The sequence below is a fragment of the Tepidisphaeraceae bacterium genome (assembly GCA_035998445.1).
In the GTDB taxonomy this organism is placed as follows: Bacteria; Planctomycetota; Phycisphaerae; order Tepidisphaerales; family Tepidisphaeraceae; genus DASYHQ01.
Map to the genome: position 1 here is coordinate 211,902 of DASYHQ010000032.1, position 15,257 is coordinate 227,158.

Here is a 15,257-nt window from a genome sequence, read left to right on the forward strand (position 1 = left end):
ATGCGGTGGTATGGAGTACCCATCGGCGATCTGCGCGACCCGCGTTAGCAACCGATGGGTGAACAAATTCAATTTACTCGTCCCGCGACCGCGCTAGTGCACGGCCGAGGGCCAGAAGGGCCAGCAGGATGCAGCTGACCACGATCATCACGGGCGCCAAGCCAATCCGGTTGAGCAACAATGGCATGACGAGGAACGTCACGATGCCGCCGCCGATGAACGGTGCCGACAGCGGGGCGGCGATGGCGTAGTCGGCGGCGGCGCGGGTGCGCAGGTCTGGATCGACGATTCGCAACAGCATCAGCCCCTGCGGTGTGTTGGCGGTGCTGAAGCCGTAGTTCAGCAGCCCCAACTCGAACCAGTACGCACGCGGCAACAGCGCCCGGGCCAGCACGAGCAGGCAGAACGCCGACCAGGCCGCGGCCAGCACGAGCATTAACACGAGCGGCCAACCGAACTGGCTGATCGACTCCATCCGCATCGTCGCCAGTCCCGCGATGATCAGGAATTCCATCGCCACGCCAACCAACCGCTGGATTGCCACCGCGTCCACATACCGTGCCGTGCCCGTCAACTCGGCGAACCGGCGGACGATCCACCCGCCCAGTAGCGTGAACAGGAACAGCGGTACGTTGTCGGCATAGTCGATCGGCTGATTGCGTATGATCGGATCGTCGGCGTTTACCACGAGCCCCACGATCGCCAGGAACGCCAGCTTCAGCCCCAGCCCGACCGCCACCGCAGCCGCCAGCGCGATCACCGCCACCACGAGCGGTTCCGCGACGGCGGGGGGAATCGGCGTGGCCGTCGGCGCGGCATCCGGATCCATTTGTGGAACCGCTAATTCACTGCCTGAATCATGGGTCTTTTGATCCTTTTGTTGCCCCACCCATCCACGGCGGATAGCGAGGTTGACGAATGCCAGCCCGCTGATGACGCCGTAGATCAGTCCCACCGTTGCAGCGAAGAACGCGAGATCTCGGCCCTGGGGAAAGCCCTCGGCCGAGTAGATCGCGCCCATCCCGGCGGCCGACCCGTGCCCACCGGCCCAGCTGATCTCGAGCAGCTGGCCGAACGTGGGTGGGATGTCTGGATTGACGGGACGTACCGCCAGCGCGTAAACGCCCAGCCCGATGAGCAGTTGCCCCAGGATGATCACCCACGCCAACACGCCCGACCGCAGCCCTCGCCGTGCCGCCGACGCCAGCGAACCAGCGTTGCGCGGCCGTTCGATCAACAGGCCGGCGAAGACGACCGCGATCAACGTCGCGGGCCACGACTGCCATTCAGCCAGCACCGATTGTCCCCATGCCGCCACGCCGGGTGCCTGAGCCGCGAATGCAGTGTTTACGAAGACTTGGGCCAGCGCGAACCCCAGTATCCCGGCCACGACCGCCGCGGGGATGTACAGCCACTTGAGCAGTCGCAGCCGCATGCGGAGCAGCAGCCCGATCGCGAGCAGGCCGGCCGCCAGCAGGATCGCGTGCATCGCGGGGTGGTTCATCGGGTTGCTCGCGTGGTGGCCGGCGCGGCGGCGCCACCGTTCGGGGCCAGTGGCATCAGGCCGCGCAGCGCGCGGTCGGCGTTGCCGTCGTAAACCTTCCGCAGCACGTCGTCGGGCAGGTAGGCGCCGTAGATGCGCCACTCGCCTTCCGTGGGGAACGGGTTGTCGTAGTAGTCGAAGTACTCGTCGTCGGTCTCGAGGTACCGATAGTAGATCCGCTCGCGCGGCTGATCCGGGCGGCCAGGAAAGCGATCGGTCCCGAACAGCACGCGGTCCTGAAACTCGATGAGGAACTTACGTCCGGCGTACGGTTGACGGCCAAGCTCGGGCACGCGGCCGGATATGTCGACGTACAGGTTCGGGCATTGCCGCAACCACGTCGACAGCTTCGCCAAATCCTCGCCGCTGTTGGCCAGATGGGCGCTGATGAAGACCGTTCGCGGGTGCCGCTGGATCACACGGAGGTGCTGCGCCAGCACCTCTTCGTAGCTGGGGAACTCCGGGCCGTCGAAGCTCCAGCCCGGGTGGCGGCGCAGCTGCATCCACCGTTCGTTGCGCCGGTCGACCGGCCGAAAGAACGCCGCCGGGTCGCTCGAGTGGATCAACACGGGCATGCCCAGCCGACCGCAGGTGTCCCAGATCGGATCGAGCCGCGGATCGTCCACCGGAATGGTCTTGCCAGCGTTGTCCTTCGTGGTCAGCCCCAGCCCTTTAAAGATCTTCAGCCCCGCGACGCCCTTGCGGTGTGCATCCTCCAGAAAGCGCACCGTGTCGGCTGAGAAGCGCGGATCGTCAATCTGGTCGAAGTCGACATTGCAGAAGATCAGCAGGCGGTCCGGCGCGACGGCGTGGAACTTGGCCAGCATTTGGTCGAGCCCATCACCCCAGCCACCGCTCAGGTTCACCGCCCGCCGCAGGCCGAGGTCGTCCATCGCGCGGAGCATGCGCGCCGGGTCCTGCTTGAGCGTCCAATGACAGTGGATGTCCGTCACCGGAAACTTTGGCCGGTCGACGCGGGTTGTCTTCGTCACGAGTCCAGCGTCCGGCCGGTAGTCGCTTAGCAGTTCATCCCCCACATAAACCGCGATGCCGGCACGCAGCGCGGCGGCGGCGGTAGGCTGTGTCGCGGTACGTGCCTCCGGAGTCGTGACCGCAGGCTGTAGGACGTTCGGGCCAGCAGTAGGATCAGTCCTGGCAGCACAGCCGACAGTGGCAATCAAAAGCACGATGCTGGGCAGCAGTTGAACGAAGGCGGTGCGTGGCCAGCAATGAGCGAAGTTTGAACAGTTCATCCGATTGCAGCTCCGCGCCGTCGTCCCTGCCGCTGAAGAGCGGCGTGCGCCGGGCGCCACGATCTTAGCGAGTGCCGTTCGACTCGCCACAACGCTGGCCATAACCGCGAACTGGCTAACTTTGCCGATCACCTTAAAACATCCGCTGGAATTAATCGCTGGTGTGTGGCATACAGAGATGGTCGACCCAGGGCAGCGGCATTTGCATAATTTGTTAGATGCCGGTTCGCGCTATGCGCCCAAGCCATGTCATTCGATCCCAGAGCTAGTAGAATGCCATGATGCCAACGGGCCGCGGGGAGAAGCCGAGAGACACCGGGCCTTGCCAGCCGCACCGAAAACGTGGAGATGGACGACAGGGCTTGGTGCTGCCCGACGTCACCACGCCCCCCGGCTGAACAAGTTCAAGGTGTTGGAATTCCTGCGGCGGGCCGGGCAACTCGGGGCACAGGACAGGAGACGACGATGCCGACGACAGAGAGGAAAGACCTCGCGGTGCTGGACCTACCGCTGGAACGGGACGTATTTCTTCGGACGCTGATCCGCGAGCTGGCCGGGACGTTGCAGGACGTGGTGGGCGTGCAGGAGGCATCCGGCTTCGTGAGCGTGGTCGGCCAGCGGGTCGGGGAGTACATCGACGGGCAGTACAAGACGGCCCTGCAGGTATCGAACCTCAGCCGCGAACAGGTCGCCGACGTGCTGGTGGACCTGAAGCGGCGCATCCAGGGCGACTTCTTCATCGTCGAGGAGAGCGACGAGAAGATCGTCTTCGGCAACCGCACCTGCCCCTTCGCCGACAAGGTCGAGGGCCGGCCCTCGCTATGCATGATGACGTCGAACGTCTTCGGCAGCATCGCGGCCGGGAACCTCGGCTATTCCAAGGTCGAGCTGCAGCAGACGATCGCCAGTGGCGCGAGCGAGTGCCGCGTGGTCGTGTACCTGAAGCAGACGCCGGAGAGCGAAGCGGCGGACGGCCGCGAATACGTGAAGGGCTGAGCCGCGAATGCACCCGGAACTGGAACATTTCGTGCGGGTGCTGCCCGAGCCCTGCTTCCTGGTGTCGGGCGCGGGCGAAGTGCTGCTGGCCAACGCGGCGGCAGCCGGGATGACCGGCGTCGAGGCGGTGGCACTGAAGGGCACGCGGCTCGCGACGCTGATGGCGGATCCGGAGCAGAAGGTGCAGGACTTCCTGCGCCTGTGCGCCCGCAGCCGCCAGTTCGTCCCCGGCTCATTCACCTGGCTCGGCCGCGTCCAGCCGCTCGAGATGCGGTGCGACGGCGTGGTGATCGCGCCCCGCACCGACGCCTTGCCGGCCATGTTGTTCGTCCGCTGCCGGCCGAAGGCCGAGGCCACCGACCAGTTCGTGCTGCTGAACCGCAAGATCGCCGACCTGTCGCGCGAGGTCCTGGAGCGCCGGAAGGCCGAACAGCAACGCGACGAGCTGCTGCAGAGCGAACGCGCGGCCCGCGTGGAGGCCGAGCGGAACAGCCGGATGAAGGACGAGTTCCTTGCAACGCTGAGCCACGAGCTGCGCACGCCGCTGAACGCGATCCTCGGCTGGGCGCAGCTGCTGCAGCACGATCGCACGCCGGCCGACGAACTCGGCAACGGGCTTCAGGTGATCGAGCGGAACGCGCGGGTCCAGAAGCAGCTGATCGAGGATCTGCTGGACATGAGCCGGATCATCTCCGGCAAGGTGCGGCTCGACGTGCAGCGGGTGGAGCTGCAACCGGTCATCGAGGCGGCGGTGGAGGCGATCCGGCCGGCGTCCGAAGCCAAGGGCATCCGCCTCCAGGTCACGCTCGACCCGATCGCCGGGCCGGTCAAGGGCGATCCGAGCCGGCTGCAGCAGGTCGTCTGGAACCTGCTCAGCAACGCGGTGAAGTTCACGCCTAGGGGCGGGCGCGTGCAGCTGTTCCTGGAGCGCGTGAACTCGCACCTGGAGATCGTCGTCAGCGACACCGGTGAAGGCGTCCCGCCCGAGTTCCTGCCGCACGTGTTCGACCGCTTTCGTCAGGCCGACGCGTCCACGACCCGCCGCCACGGTGGGCTGGGCTTGGGGCTGTCGATCGTCAAGCAGATCGCCGAACTGCACGGTGGTACGGTCTGGGCCAAGAGCCCTGGCGAGGGTAAGGGCTCGACCTTCATGGTCATGCTGCCGCTGCTGGTCCTGCACGAGAACGGCGACAGCCCCTCTGAGCCACGGGTCCACCCGGCGACCGCGGAGGCAGACAAAGTCGAATGCGAGGAGGCCGACCTGGCGGGCGTGACCGTGCTGGTGGTGGACGACGAGCCCGACGCGCGGGAACTGGTGCGGCGGTTCCTTGGGGCCTGCGGGGCTGCCGTGGTCACCGCCGGCTCGGCCGACGAGGCGATGGCCCTGCTGCGGGAGCGGCGGCCGCGCGTTTTGGTCAGCGACATCGGCATGCCCGGCGCGGACGGGTACGAGCTGATGCGCCAGGTGCGGTCGCTGCCCGCGACTCAGGGCGGTCGCACGCCCGCTATTGCCCTGACCGCGTTTGCGCGGACCGAAGACCGCACCCGGGCGATGCGGGCTGGCTACAACGTACACCTCTCCAAGCCCACCGAGTCGACCGAACTGGTGGCAGCTGTAGCCAGCTTAGCGGGACTCTCGGTCAGCTGATCCCCTCGCCGTCGTCAGCCGCACGCCCACCTGCGCCAGCGATACGCCGGCCGAGCGCCCAAGGTCGACCGCAATCACGTGCTGAAGGAACGTCGACAGCACACCGGCGAACATCACGCCGATCGCGTGTTCGCCGTACGATTACGCCGCCGACCGAAACCGCGCGTCGATCGACGGCCGAAACCGGTTCTCCTTCAGCCCCTTCTTCACGGTCAGGTGCTTCTTCTCGATTAGCAGGTGATGGTCGGGCGGGGCGACGTAGATTGTGCCCCCCTTGATGGGCGTCCCATCTTGGGGGTGGACAGCTGGCAACGTCCCGCACCAGCTCAGGATCTGCGGTAACGCGCTGGCGACAACCGGCGGAATGTGCAGGACGACGAAGACGGTGGCGGGCAAATCCTTAGGCGACACACGGACCAAGTCCTTCAACACCGAAGCCACGAGCCGACGCTCCAATTACGATACACCGAGCGCAACTCATCGCGGCATGGTACGACCGGCGACTGGGCCATCGAAGGAACGTGAAAGGGCGCAACTAGCTTGGCAGCCCGGCTTGGCCCGGAATTCGAGCGAAAAAACACAACAATAATTGCGACAAATAGAGCTTTCAGCGCATGAAAAAGGCACGAAAAACGGGCCATTTCAGTACCCCCAAGGGGAGCCGAACCACTACCAAACTATTTAGAATATCAGCCGTATCTGAATTGGCGCCCGAAATTGCGCCCGAAACCATTGGTCAGGTCCGGTTCAACCGGTAGTCTCCAAGCACCATGCTCAAGACCATCAAGAAACGCGGCCGGCCACAGGCATCATACCGTTTGACCACCACGGGCGAACGAATCCACGGCCTCCTACGCCGGGCCGATGGCCGCTGGAAGATCTCGGCGACCCGCCAGACGTTCGTGGAACCCGACGAGATGCTCGCGGTCGCCCGCTTCCGACAATGGCAGGCAAAGCATCAGGGCGGGAACCTCGGCCAGCTTGCGGTCCACGCGACGGCCGAAGCGGCGATGATCGACATCGCCCGCCGCACCAACGCCGCAGGCGGATCGCTCTCGGCGACCGTCAAGCTAGCGGGGGAAGGCACCGGCGGCTGGGCGGTGACCGACCACACGCTGTCGCCCGAACAGTGGGCTTGGCTCAGGCACCAGATCATCGAGCGGCCGCAGTGGGTCGCTGAGCAGGTTGGCGTCGAGCAGGTTGGGTACATCCGAGACCTGAAGAGGCCTCGCACCTCTGAGACATTGAAGAAGGTCGGGGACCTCTACGCGGCTAAAGTTGGTCTGAGCGCCAACGAGGCGAGCAGATCCAAGCTAATGTCGAAAGAGTTTACCCGCGCCGCCGGAGCCGAGCGGATCAGTGACATCACGCACGACGCGGTCGTCGTCTACGAACGCGTCATCCAGAGCGGCACGTACGCACCAAAGAGCATCCTGCACCGGATCCGGAAAGTCCGCACGATCCTGGCCTACGCGATCAAACGCGGCACGGCCGTCGCGGATTGCCGTAAGGCCCTCGACATCACCGCGATGTTGGAAGTGCGGGACCACACGCCACTCGACCCGCGGCAGATTACGCCCCACCAGTTTTGGTCCATCTACGACGCCGCCGCGGGGGCCGGCGATCGGGTCTTCGCCGCCCTCATGTTGACCGCTCTAAACGGCGCGTTTTACAGCAGCGAGGTCGCGAAGTTGAAGTGGCAGGAGATCGACCTGGACCGAGGCGAGATCGTCGCCCGTCGAACGAAGACCGGCGTGAGCAGGGTGGCCGTCCTTTGGCCCGAGACGGTCGAAGCCTTGAACAATCTGGACCGGCCCGGCGAATATGTCTTCAACACGCGAGTGCGAAGTTACACGACATTCAGCGTCCTTGAGGCTTGGCGCAAGTATCGAGGAAATTCGGGTCAGCCCGAGGACGTGACCTTCGGCAGAATCCGTGATGCCGGCTTTACGGTCGCCTGCCGCATCAGCTTGGACCAAGCCCGCGTGCTTGCCGGTCTCCGGCTGCCCGGCGCCAGCGATCACTGCGTTCGTCGCAACCCTCAGTTCGTCGCCAATGCCTGCCGCGCGATCCATGACGAGTTTACGGCTGGTCGCAACAAAAGGAGTGGGTAGATCCGTCCCGCCGTCGGCGACACGAAGTCGACAACGCCCGCTGCCAAACAGGAAGCGGCAAAAGGGAAGCTGAGGCGGCACGTTAGGGCCGTGAAATGCGGACGCACATGCTCTGTCTCAACCCCCTCGATGTTCGGCGCTCGTTCGGTGGCGCGGCCGCTTCGCGGCGGTTACATCCTAAGGGATGGTCACCAGCAAATCGCCGCGGAAGGTCTTGAAGTTGGCTTATGAGCTGGGGCTCGACGTGCTGCCCTCGTACTTCAGCCCGTTCAGCCGGCACGACGGGTTCACCAAGCCGCAGTTGTTCGCGTGCCTCGTCCTGCGCGAACATCAGCGAAAGAGCTTCCGCGGCATAGAGGCGTTGCTGGTCGACTCACCGCAGTGGCTGGCGGACATTGGTTTGACGAAGGCCCCGGACCACAACACGCTGTCGCGCGCGTTCAACGCGTTCGTCACGCCGGGCCTGGCCGAGTCGATGCTCGACCTGACGGCGAAGCTCGCCGCCAGCCGCAAGCTGTTGCGGGGCGACGGGCTCAAGCCGTTGACGCTCGACTCGAGCATGTTCGAGAGCCGGCACGTCAGCCGGCACTTCGAGCGGCGTCAGCAGGACGGCAAGCGTCGGTCGACGAAGTCGAAGACGTCGCCGAACCCTCGTAAAAAAGGGGCGGTTCGTGGGGCCGGCCGGTGAACCGACGGCGGCGGACGGTCGTGCGTCGGCTGCCGAAGCTGTCGCTGGCCGTCGACGCCGCGTCGCACGTCGTGCTCGCCGCGATCGCCAGCACCGGGGCCGGCGGCGACCAGCCGTACCTGAACGGACTGCTGTTTCACGCGTGGCGGCGGACCGAAGGCCGCGTGCGGTGCGTGGTGGCCGACGCGGGTTACGACTCGGAGGACAACCACCGGATCGCGCGGCGGGACATGGGCGTGCGTTCGATCATCCCGCCAAGGCCGGCCGCCCGACGGCGAACTTGCCGACGGAACCGATGCGGCGGAACATGTACCACCGCTTCAAACGCAAGGCCGACGCCCGCGCGTACGGCCAACGCTGGCAGGCCGAGACGGCCAACAGCATGATCAAACGCAACCTCGGCTCGGCCATGCGTGCCCGCAGCGCGGTCGGCAGGCGACACGAGCTGCTGCTCCGCGTGCTGACGCACAACATCATGCTGCTGGCGGAGGGTCGAGCGGCTGTCTTCATCGTCAAGCTCCGAGAACAAGATTTTCGTTCCACGCGGTTTTGGTTTTGAGCATCACATTGAGGATGATCAGGATCTTTCGCATGCACGCGACCATGACCACCTTGAATGCCTTGCCGGCGGCGGTCAGCCGGTCGGCGTAGGCCTTGATCGTCGGGTTGTGACGCTTGGCCACCCACGCGGCCATGAACAACGCGCTGCGGGCGTCCCGCCGGCCGCCGCGGATCATGCGTTTCCCATGCTGCTTGCCGGAATCGTGGTTCATCGGCGCGACGCCGGCCAGGGACGCGACCTGCTCCCGGTTGAGCTTGCCCAGTTCGGGCAGGTCCGCGACCAGGCGGAAGGCGATGGTCTTGCCGATGCCCGGCACGCCGTCGATCAACGCGACGCGCTCCTTCCATTGCGGGTCGTTGTCGATCAGCGACTCGAGCGCCGCGTCGATCTGCGCGACCTGTTTGTCCAGGTGCTTGAGGTGCTGCCTGACCTGCCGCACGGCCAAAGCGCCGACGGCCCGTTGGGCACGGTTGACCTCCATCGTGCGCATGGCGACGAGCTGGCGTCGACGCGTTAATAGTTCGTCGAGCAGAACCTGCTGCGCGGACGGGACCTCGCTGGGCCGCGGCTCCAGGCGCATGGCGAACTCCGCGAGGACGCGTGCGTCGATGCGGTCGGTCTTGGCGAGCGTGCCCATCGCCTGGGCGAAGCGTCGGACGCGCGTCGGGTTGACGACCGCCACCGCGACGCCCGCCGTCAGCAACCCGACGGCGACCCGGCGTTCGTAGCCGCCGGTGGACTCGACGACCACGAGGCGGACCGCGTGGGGCTTGAGTTGGCGCAACAGGGCGTCGATTCCCTCCTCGGAGTTGGGCAAAGAGAGCGTCGGGTCCGCCTGGCGTGACGGCCCGACGCGTAGGTGGACGTCGAGCGTGTCCTTAGAGACGTCGACGCCGACAAATACCGGTGATGAAGGATCGGTCATGGAAACATCCCTGCCTTGCAGATGCGAACTGCGGACCGCCGCCGCGAGGCGTCCCGCGTTCTGGCGGCTGTTCGGGCTTGGACCACGACGCCGACGACGATCCGGCTCGACCACGGCCTCGCGGCCCAGACAGGCTCGATCTGCCGTCGGCGGGCGTGCCGCCAGCGACTCGGTTGGCTCGTCCGCTGGCGACGCACCGGAAACCATTGAACCAGATTTACGGTGCGTATTTAAGATACAAGACAGAGCAGGACGGGCGCCCAATGTGGCGCACCCGTCGCGTCCATCCACGACAGCCCGGCCTGTGCGGCGGGCGTGATCGGGGTGGCCGCGTGGTTGACCACTTAACCCAACCGGGCAACTACGCTTGCTGCAAACGCACCGGTGGTGCCGCCGCCCACGTATCGCAGGAACGACTTGCGGCTAACGGTGCCCTTGTTACAGATCACGACATTCCGTAAACCATCCATGATTTGTCCGATTCTGTTAACAGCAGCCAGAAAACGTTTGTCCGGTCGAGCAGCGACGGCGGCGTACGTCGCGTCGCGATTGAGGCCTGCCGGGCGCTTACTGCGTGCGACCGGTCGGAGTTAACGTCAGTTCCTTTTCCGTCGACAAGAAATGCCGGTGTGGCGATTCGTCTAACACATACGGCCCCACCCTTCGGTCGAAGTTCAGCAGCAGCATCGTTTGATCATCCGCGGCGGGGCGGGCTTCGGGTTCGAACGACTCGCTCGCGTACCGTGCGATCGAACTGATGCGCACGCTATCCAGTTGTCCGTCGAGTGCGTCAACCGCCGACCCACCGCGGCCAACGTCGCCGCCGACGATCAGCGGAAGCTCGTTGTCCTTCAGTTCACCCTCACGGTTCCCACGCGCGACGAGGCGCCCATCGACGTACAGTCGCAGCTCGTGACCGTCGAAGACCGATGCGACGTGGTACCAGCAGTTGGTGTCCAGGCGCAGCGTCGCGGGGCCCGAACGGTCAAACACCTGTCGCCAATGAATGCGCTCGCGGTGGGACGGCCATTGTTCACGAAGATGCCGTACCCGCTGTTCTGCATCTTGCTCAGCAGGCCCTGTCGATCCTTGTACGAGCGGGCCAGGAAGTGGGTCTCCAAGGTGAACTGCTTGCCGGGCAGCCTCATCATCGTCGGCGGCACTGGAAGGGCAGCGTTGCCGCTCAAGTCCAACGCGTTCGGTTGAGCAACGGCCGCGTCGAATTCCATCGGCAACGGCACGCGCCGGGTTGGCACCGCGTAGCGGTGGCTCGGCGCGAGATAATCGGCATCAACGACGAACTCCAACGCCCTCAACGTGCTGTCATCCAACGGGGACGCCACACGGCGGACGCGAAACGGGACCGTCGCCTCGCCACCGGCAGCCAAGGTCACATGCTCGTGATCCGGCGCCGCGCCCCAGCGGCTATCGTCGCTCTCCGGGACGATCGTATATTCGACCGATCGGGTCGTGGGATTGACGATGCGCACCTTCACGAGTTGCTGGGCCGATCCGTCCGGCCCCATCGCGATCGGCGCGTCGAGCTTGGGCTCGGCCCGGCTTAGGCGCAGCGTCTGCTCCGTAAGCTCGCCGGTGATCTCGCGCACGTCCATCGCGGTGCCGACCGGGAACGCGGCCATCGCCACTTGGGCTTTGCGCACAGTCACGACGTGATAGTGATGAAGCCACCCTGCCTCGGGGACCGCGCCGTTCTGGCCACTGCCGGTCGACGCGAGCGTAACGTACTCGATGCCGTCCTTCGCGTCGTATCGCATGCGGTGGATGTGCCCGGCGAAGACGGCCGTCACGTTCCCCGCCTCCACCAGCAGGCGCCTATTCCAAACTTGTATCGCCGGCCGTCACTTGTGGAAAACGATTATGGCGACATCGCCCGGTTCTAGCGTCAACGTGAGCGTGCCGTTGGCGAGCGAGGCCAAATCGACCAGGGCCTCGTGGTGCTTTACCTTCTCTTCGTCGAGGTTGGTGTCGCGCGGGTCACCGGTTAAGCCGTAGCGCGTGATCGATGTCGCAGCGAAGGGGGCGACGAGTTGCACCTCGTGGGCCGACCGCAGGTCGAGGTTCACCACCGCGACCGCCGTCTGATCACCGCCAACGGCGGCGTGGGCGCGGATGAGTTGCGTCGACCGCTTCTTCGGCGGCGTGTTCCGGCGAAGGTCGGCTTGCGACCGGGGCAGGTCCATCTCCATCGATGGGCTTCCGCTCACGGTCACCTCGACCAGGTCGGCGTTGGCCATCGTGCGGTTGATCAATGTCTGGGCCAGGAAGCCCGGGCTGGGTCGGAAGCCGTTGGCGAACGAGGTGTGGCTGTTCCACCAGCGACCCTGCCCGAAGCTGAGGTAGCACTGGTAGGTCCAGCCTTTGCCCCAAGCGTCGAGCCAGGCGTCGAGGATCGCGACGCCCATGGCGCGGGACTTGCCGTAGTACTCGCCGGCGCGGTCCTCCTCCTTCGACTTGGCCCGCAGCCCGAAACCGGACGGCCCGCCTTCGTAGGCGCTCATGCGGACGTTGAACCCCATCTTGCGGAGGCGCTGGTGGGCCTTGGCCTGTCGGGCCCACTCCTCCTCCTTATCCAGGCGATAGGACAGAAGCGTCTTCTGCACGCCGGCGTCGTCGATGCTGGTCTGGCTGGCCTCACCGGTTTCCCAGCGGGGGCCGATGTAGGTGGCGTGGCTGTGGTAATCGTTGGCTCCACCGGCGGCGACGGTGGCCTCCTGGCCGTAGCCGGTGACGGACCCGTCCGCCGTCACGCCGGCGCTGTAGTTGCCACCGAAGCAGAACTTGATCACGGCGCGATCGAGGTGGGGGCTCTGCTGCATCTGTTCGATCATGTACTTGCCCCACAAGCCAAAATCGCGCCCGGCCCGGTTTACGGTGTTGCGGCGACCAAGGCCGATCCAGTCGTCCATCGCGCGGTTGTGCCAGTTCTCGTTGCCGAACTCGATGATGATCTCGCGGAAGTCGCTCGTCCAGGGCCGCCCGTGTCCGCGCTGTTGGAATCGCTTGAACGCGAACGGTTTCGCCTGCGGCGTGTCCTGAGCGGCGTCGTAGGGCGCGCATAGGTACTCGATCAACTGACGGTACTCATCCTCGGTGTGCGTGATCTGCGTCATGATCCACGGCACCGCACGGTTCTCCGGCGCGTCACCGGTGCGCTCGAGGATGGTGAGCGCTTTCGGCAGCGTGGTCGCCTGATTGTTCTGAACGTTGATGGTGCTGCTCACCTTCACCGTCGTGTCGGGCGTCCAACTGCACAGCGCTTCCATGGTTCCCTGGGAAAGGCCCGCCCAGATGCGCACCGCGCCCTTTCGGCCGGTGGTGGGCTGCGTGCTCATCAGTTCGTCGAACAGCTTGCGGTGGACGACAAACGGTTTGTCGGCGTCGCCGGGCTCGTATACCGGTTGCAGTTTCACGTTGTCGAGCAGCAGTTTGCCGTCACCGGCATACCGGATCACGGCCCCTTCGATGCCACCGTCGGCGGGCACGTCGGGCGCGGTGAACTCGAAGCCGACTCGCTGCCACTGTTCGGTGACGTCGAACTCGCGCGCGATGGGTTGGCCAAAGTATCCCCTGTCGAGCGCGTTGGGTCCGTTCCCACCAAAGCCGAGCGTGACCTTGCCCGTCGATCCACCGTCTCGCTTCACCCACGCTTCGTAGCGATGGGTTACTCCAGCATCCAGCGTGCTATACCAGAACGAGTCCTCGCGTCCGGTGCCGCCGAACAGCTTGTTCCAGACCTGGGCGACGCCACCTTCCGGCGTAAGTTCGAGCGCGCCATGATCGCCGTTCATATCGATCGGGACATCGGATGCAAGCGGCACCTGGCGCACGGCGCCGGCGACGACATCCCAGTTGGATCGCACGCCACCCTTACCGACACGCGGGTGGAACTCGGCGGGGTCAGGCCACGCGAAGGTGCGTTGGACCATCACGACGTCGTCCATTCGCAGCAATTCGCCGCCTTCATAGTAGACGCGCCAGCCTTGGGCGATCTTTTCCTGCTCGGGCTTGGACAGGGCCGTCCAAGCGGCGAAATCGTCGGGTACGCCGTCGGCGGTCCAGCCACCGCCGGGCAGTTCGCGCGTCGCACCTTTGGCCGTGACCGTCGTGCGAAACAACGGGAGGCAACGGGTGCCCTTAGACGTGTCGAGCACCTTCCCACCTTGGGCCCACGCTGCGTCCTCGTAGGGGAGCGGTTTGCCTTCGGCGTCGACGAACCGGTAAGCGCGAAAGGCGGCGCCACTGTAGGTGCCGGTGGCATACAGCAGGTAGTTGCTTGTGCCCGGCCCGTCGAGCGTGACCCAATATCGCCCCTTGTCCTGCCCACTATCGATGACGCGGTAGAGGTTGCGCATCGTGACCGGTTCGAAGCCGGAATTGAAGATAATGTTGCCCGCGCTGTGCTTGGTCCCCCCAACGTCGCCGAAGCCGTTGAGCCCGAGCGGCTCGACGTCCACCGCCTTGCGAAGCACGCGATCGGTGACCGTGAGGCGCGTCGCTGCCTGGCCGAACATCATCCCCGGCGCAGCGAACAGCGCCAGCAGCAGGGCAGCGCGAAACCCGCGACGAGATACGATCTTGTGAGACAGCTTATCCATGGTGTTCACCCTGGTTGAGGTAAATAGGAATTTCCCGGAGCGGTCGCCAATGCGCCACCCGTTGGCGCGTCGCGCGACGACCTGTCGTCTCAGTCGTCGTATCGCTGTAGACGGACTCGTCCAGATCGGCAGAACGCGTTGAAGTTGGGATTGAGCAGTGCCTGCCGGTCCATATCGCGATCGGCGGCGATGGCACCCGGTGGGTCCGCCGGCCGGTGGATCGCGCGGGCCTCCGAGTCATCGACAAGCGGATGCGTCACCAGCACGTACCGGCCCGGCAGCGCCGCCTCGAGGCGCCGGAGCCACCCCTCCGCACGACCGGGGTTCGCGTGAGGCTTTGCGGACGGCTCGGCGTGAGGCAGGGCCGCTGCGTGGTCGCGGGCCCAGACCAAGCCTTCCACCTCGCACATCCTCGCCAGTCGGTCGGCAAGGCCCGGCAACCAACCGACCCCCATGTGTTCGTCCAGGTAGGTTGGCGACAAGCCCGCAGCGCGAAGGCAACTCAGTTGGGCGCGCGTCTCTTTCATCATCTCGTCCAGGTCGACGCCGCGCTCGGCAATGTGGCTCGGCGACGGCAGGAACGTGCCGTCGCCGTCGAGCAGACTCCGGACCTGCTCGGGAGGAAGGCAGGGCCTGAAGCGAGGAACCGTCCACTCGGAGTTCAAGGTCAGGTGCAGGCCGATGCACAGCGCTGGCAGCCCCGCGAACCGTTGCACGGCGTCGCGCAACGCGGCATCACCACCGACGGCCATCACGGACGCGTTGTTCAGGACGCCGTGGCGATGACATTCGACGACCGCTCGATTCGCGCTAACGCTTCCACCGCTATCGTCGCCGCGAATGAGAAGTTCGATCATCGCCTACCGTCGTGACGCCACTGTAAGAGGACCGGGGCAGTCCATCATGCTCCGC

General features: G+C 65.5%; 13 protein-coding genes. 4 read left to right on the forward strand and 9 right to left on the reverse strand.

From position 1 onward, the window contains the following. Window positions 1–73 precede the first annotated feature (73 nt). Window positions 74–1,504, reverse strand: coding sequence for a sodium/glutamate symporter (locus tag VGN72_13255; protein ID HEV7300328.1), 1,431 nt, complete (start codon window positions 1,502–1,504; stop codon window positions 74–76). Further along, entirely contained in the window at window positions 1,501–2,796 is a 1,296-nt protein-coding gene (locus VGN72_13260) for an amidohydrolase family protein (protein ID HEV7300329.1), read from the reverse strand. The genes VGN72_13255 and VGN72_13260 overlap by 4 nt, the downstream gene beginning before the upstream one ends. A gap of 465 nt (window positions 2,797–3,261) precedes the next feature. Here VGN72_13260 and VGN72_13265 point away from each other — a divergent pair, with 465 nt between their 5' ends. Together VGN72_13265 and VGN72_13270 are read left to right on the forward strand one after the other, a co-directional pair. Continuing rightward, window positions 3,262–3,792 carry a methanogen output domain 1-containing protein gene (locus VGN72_13265; protein HEV7300330.1) on the forward strand — a complete coding sequence of 177 codons (531 nt, stop codon included), beginning with the start codon at window positions 3,262–3,264 and terminating at the stop codon, window positions 3,790–3,792. A 7-nt stretch (window positions 3,793–3,799) separates the two neighbouring features. Next, window positions 3,800–5,440 (forward strand): ATP-binding protein, encoded by a 1,641-nt coding sequence (locus VGN72_13270; protein HEV7300331.1) that lies wholly within the window; start codon window positions 3,800–3,802, stop codon window positions 5,438–5,440. A gap of 141 nt (window positions 5,441–5,581) precedes the next feature. On the opposite strand, the gene VGN72_13275 is transcribed toward VGN72_13270, so the two are convergent. Further along, window positions 5,582–5,881: a chemotaxis protein CheB gene (locus tag VGN72_13275; GenBank protein ID HEV7300332.1), complete on the reverse strand. Its 300-nt coding sequence runs from the start codon at window positions 5,879–5,881 to the stop codon at window positions 5,582–5,584. Window positions 5,882–6,210: 329 nt separating this feature from the next. Between VGN72_13275 and VGN72_13280 the strand changes: the two genes are divergently transcribed. Together VGN72_13280 and VGN72_13285 are read left to right on the forward strand one after the other, a co-directional pair. After that, window positions 6,211–7,554: a tyrosine-type recombinase/integrase gene (locus VGN72_13280; GenBank protein HEV7300333.1), complete on the forward strand. Its 1,344-nt coding sequence runs from the start codon at window positions 6,211–6,213 to the stop codon at window positions 7,552–7,554. A gap of 184 nt (window positions 7,555–7,738) precedes the next feature. Beyond that, window positions 7,739–8,242 carry a hypothetical protein gene (locus tag VGN72_13285; protein ID HEV7300334.1) on the forward strand — a complete coding sequence of 168 codons (504 nt, stop codon included), beginning with the start codon at window positions 7,739–7,741 and terminating at the stop codon, window positions 8,240–8,242. 246 nt (window positions 8,243–8,488) lie between these two features. Here the strand turns inward: VGN72_13285 and VGN72_13290 are convergent, their stop codons facing one another. The 6 genes from VGN72_13290 to VGN72_13315 all read right to left on the reverse strand — a co-directional run bounded on the left by VGN72_13290 (window position 8,489) and on the right by VGN72_13315 (window position 15,202). Then, the gene (locus VGN72_13290) at window positions 8,489–8,752 is read right to left on the reverse strand and encodes a hypothetical protein (protein ID HEV7300335.1); all 264 of its coding nucleotides are present in this window, start codon (window positions 8,750–8,752) and stop codon (window positions 8,489–8,491) included. A gap of 2 nt (window positions 8,753–8,754) precedes the next feature. Continuing rightward, window positions 8,755–9,729: an IS110 family transposase gene (locus VGN72_13295; protein HEV7300336.1), complete on the reverse strand. Its 975-nt coding sequence runs from the start codon at window positions 9,727–9,729 to the stop codon at window positions 8,755–8,757. A 567-nt stretch (window positions 9,730–10,296) separates the two neighbouring features. Further along, window positions 10,297–10,695, reverse strand: a complete 399-nt coding sequence (locus VGN72_13300; GenBank protein ID HEV7300337.1) for a LamG domain-containing protein — start codon at window positions 10,693–10,695, stop codon at window positions 10,297–10,299. Further along, on the reverse strand, window positions 10,581–11,537 hold the full coding sequence (locus VGN72_13305; protein HEV7300338.1) for a hypothetical protein: 957 nt from the start codon (window positions 11,535–11,537) through the stop codon (window positions 10,581–10,583). Before VGN72_13305 ends, VGN72_13300 begins: the two co-directional genes overlap by 115 nt. Before the next feature lie 51 nt (window positions 11,538–11,588). After that, window positions 11,589–14,345 carry a hypothetical protein gene (locus VGN72_13310; protein ID HEV7300339.1) on the reverse strand — a complete coding sequence of 919 codons (2,757 nt, stop codon included), beginning with the start codon at window positions 14,343–14,345 and terminating at the stop codon, window positions 11,589–11,591. An 89-nt stretch (window positions 14,346–14,434) separates the two neighbouring features. Beyond that, window positions 14,435–15,202 carry a ChbG/HpnK family deacetylase gene (locus tag VGN72_13315; protein ID HEV7300340.1) on the reverse strand — a complete coding sequence of 256 codons (768 nt, stop codon included), beginning with the start codon at window positions 15,200–15,202 and terminating at the stop codon, window positions 14,435–14,437. Window positions 15,203–15,257: the final 55 nt, after the last annotated feature.

Bases quoted from the DNA above. Each gene is read 5' to 3' on its own strand.
- VGN72_13255 (HEV7300328.1), bottom strand. From the start codon at position 1,504: ATGAACCACCCCGCGATGCACGCGATCCTGCTGGCGGCCGGCCTGCTC.
- VGN72_13260 (HEV7300329.1), bottom strand. From the start codon at position 2,796: ATGAACTGTTCAAACTTCGCTCATTGCTGGCCACGCACCGCCTTCGTT.
- VGN72_13265 (HEV7300330.1), top strand. From the start codon at position 3,262: ATGCCGACGACAGAGAGGAAAGACCTCGCGGTGCTGGACCTACCGCTG.
- VGN72_13270 (HEV7300331.1), top strand. From the start codon at position 3,800: ATGCACCCGGAACTGGAACATTTCGTGCGGGTGCTGCCCGAGCCCTGC.
- VGN72_13280 (HEV7300333.1), top strand. From the start codon at position 6,211: ATGCTCAAGACCATCAAGAAACGCGGCCGGCCACAGGCATCATACCGT.
- VGN72_13285 (HEV7300334.1), top strand. From the start codon at position 7,739: ATGGTCACCAGCAAATCGCCGCGGAAGGTCTTGAAGTTGGCTTATGAG.
- VGN72_13290 (HEV7300335.1), bottom strand. From the start codon at position 8,752: ATGAAGACAGCCGCTCGACCCTCCGCCAGCAGCATGATGTTGTGCGTC.
- VGN72_13295 (HEV7300336.1), bottom strand. From the start codon at position 9,729: ATGACCGATCCTTCATCACCGGTATTTGTCGGCGTCGACGTCTCTAAG.
- VGN72_13310 (HEV7300339.1), bottom strand. From the start codon at position 14,345: ATGGATAAGCTGTCTCACAAGATCGTATCTCGTCGCGGGTTTCGCGCT.
- VGN72_13315 (HEV7300340.1), bottom strand. From the start codon at position 15,202: ATGATCGAACTTCTCATTCGCGGCGACGATAGCGGTGGAAGCGTTAGC.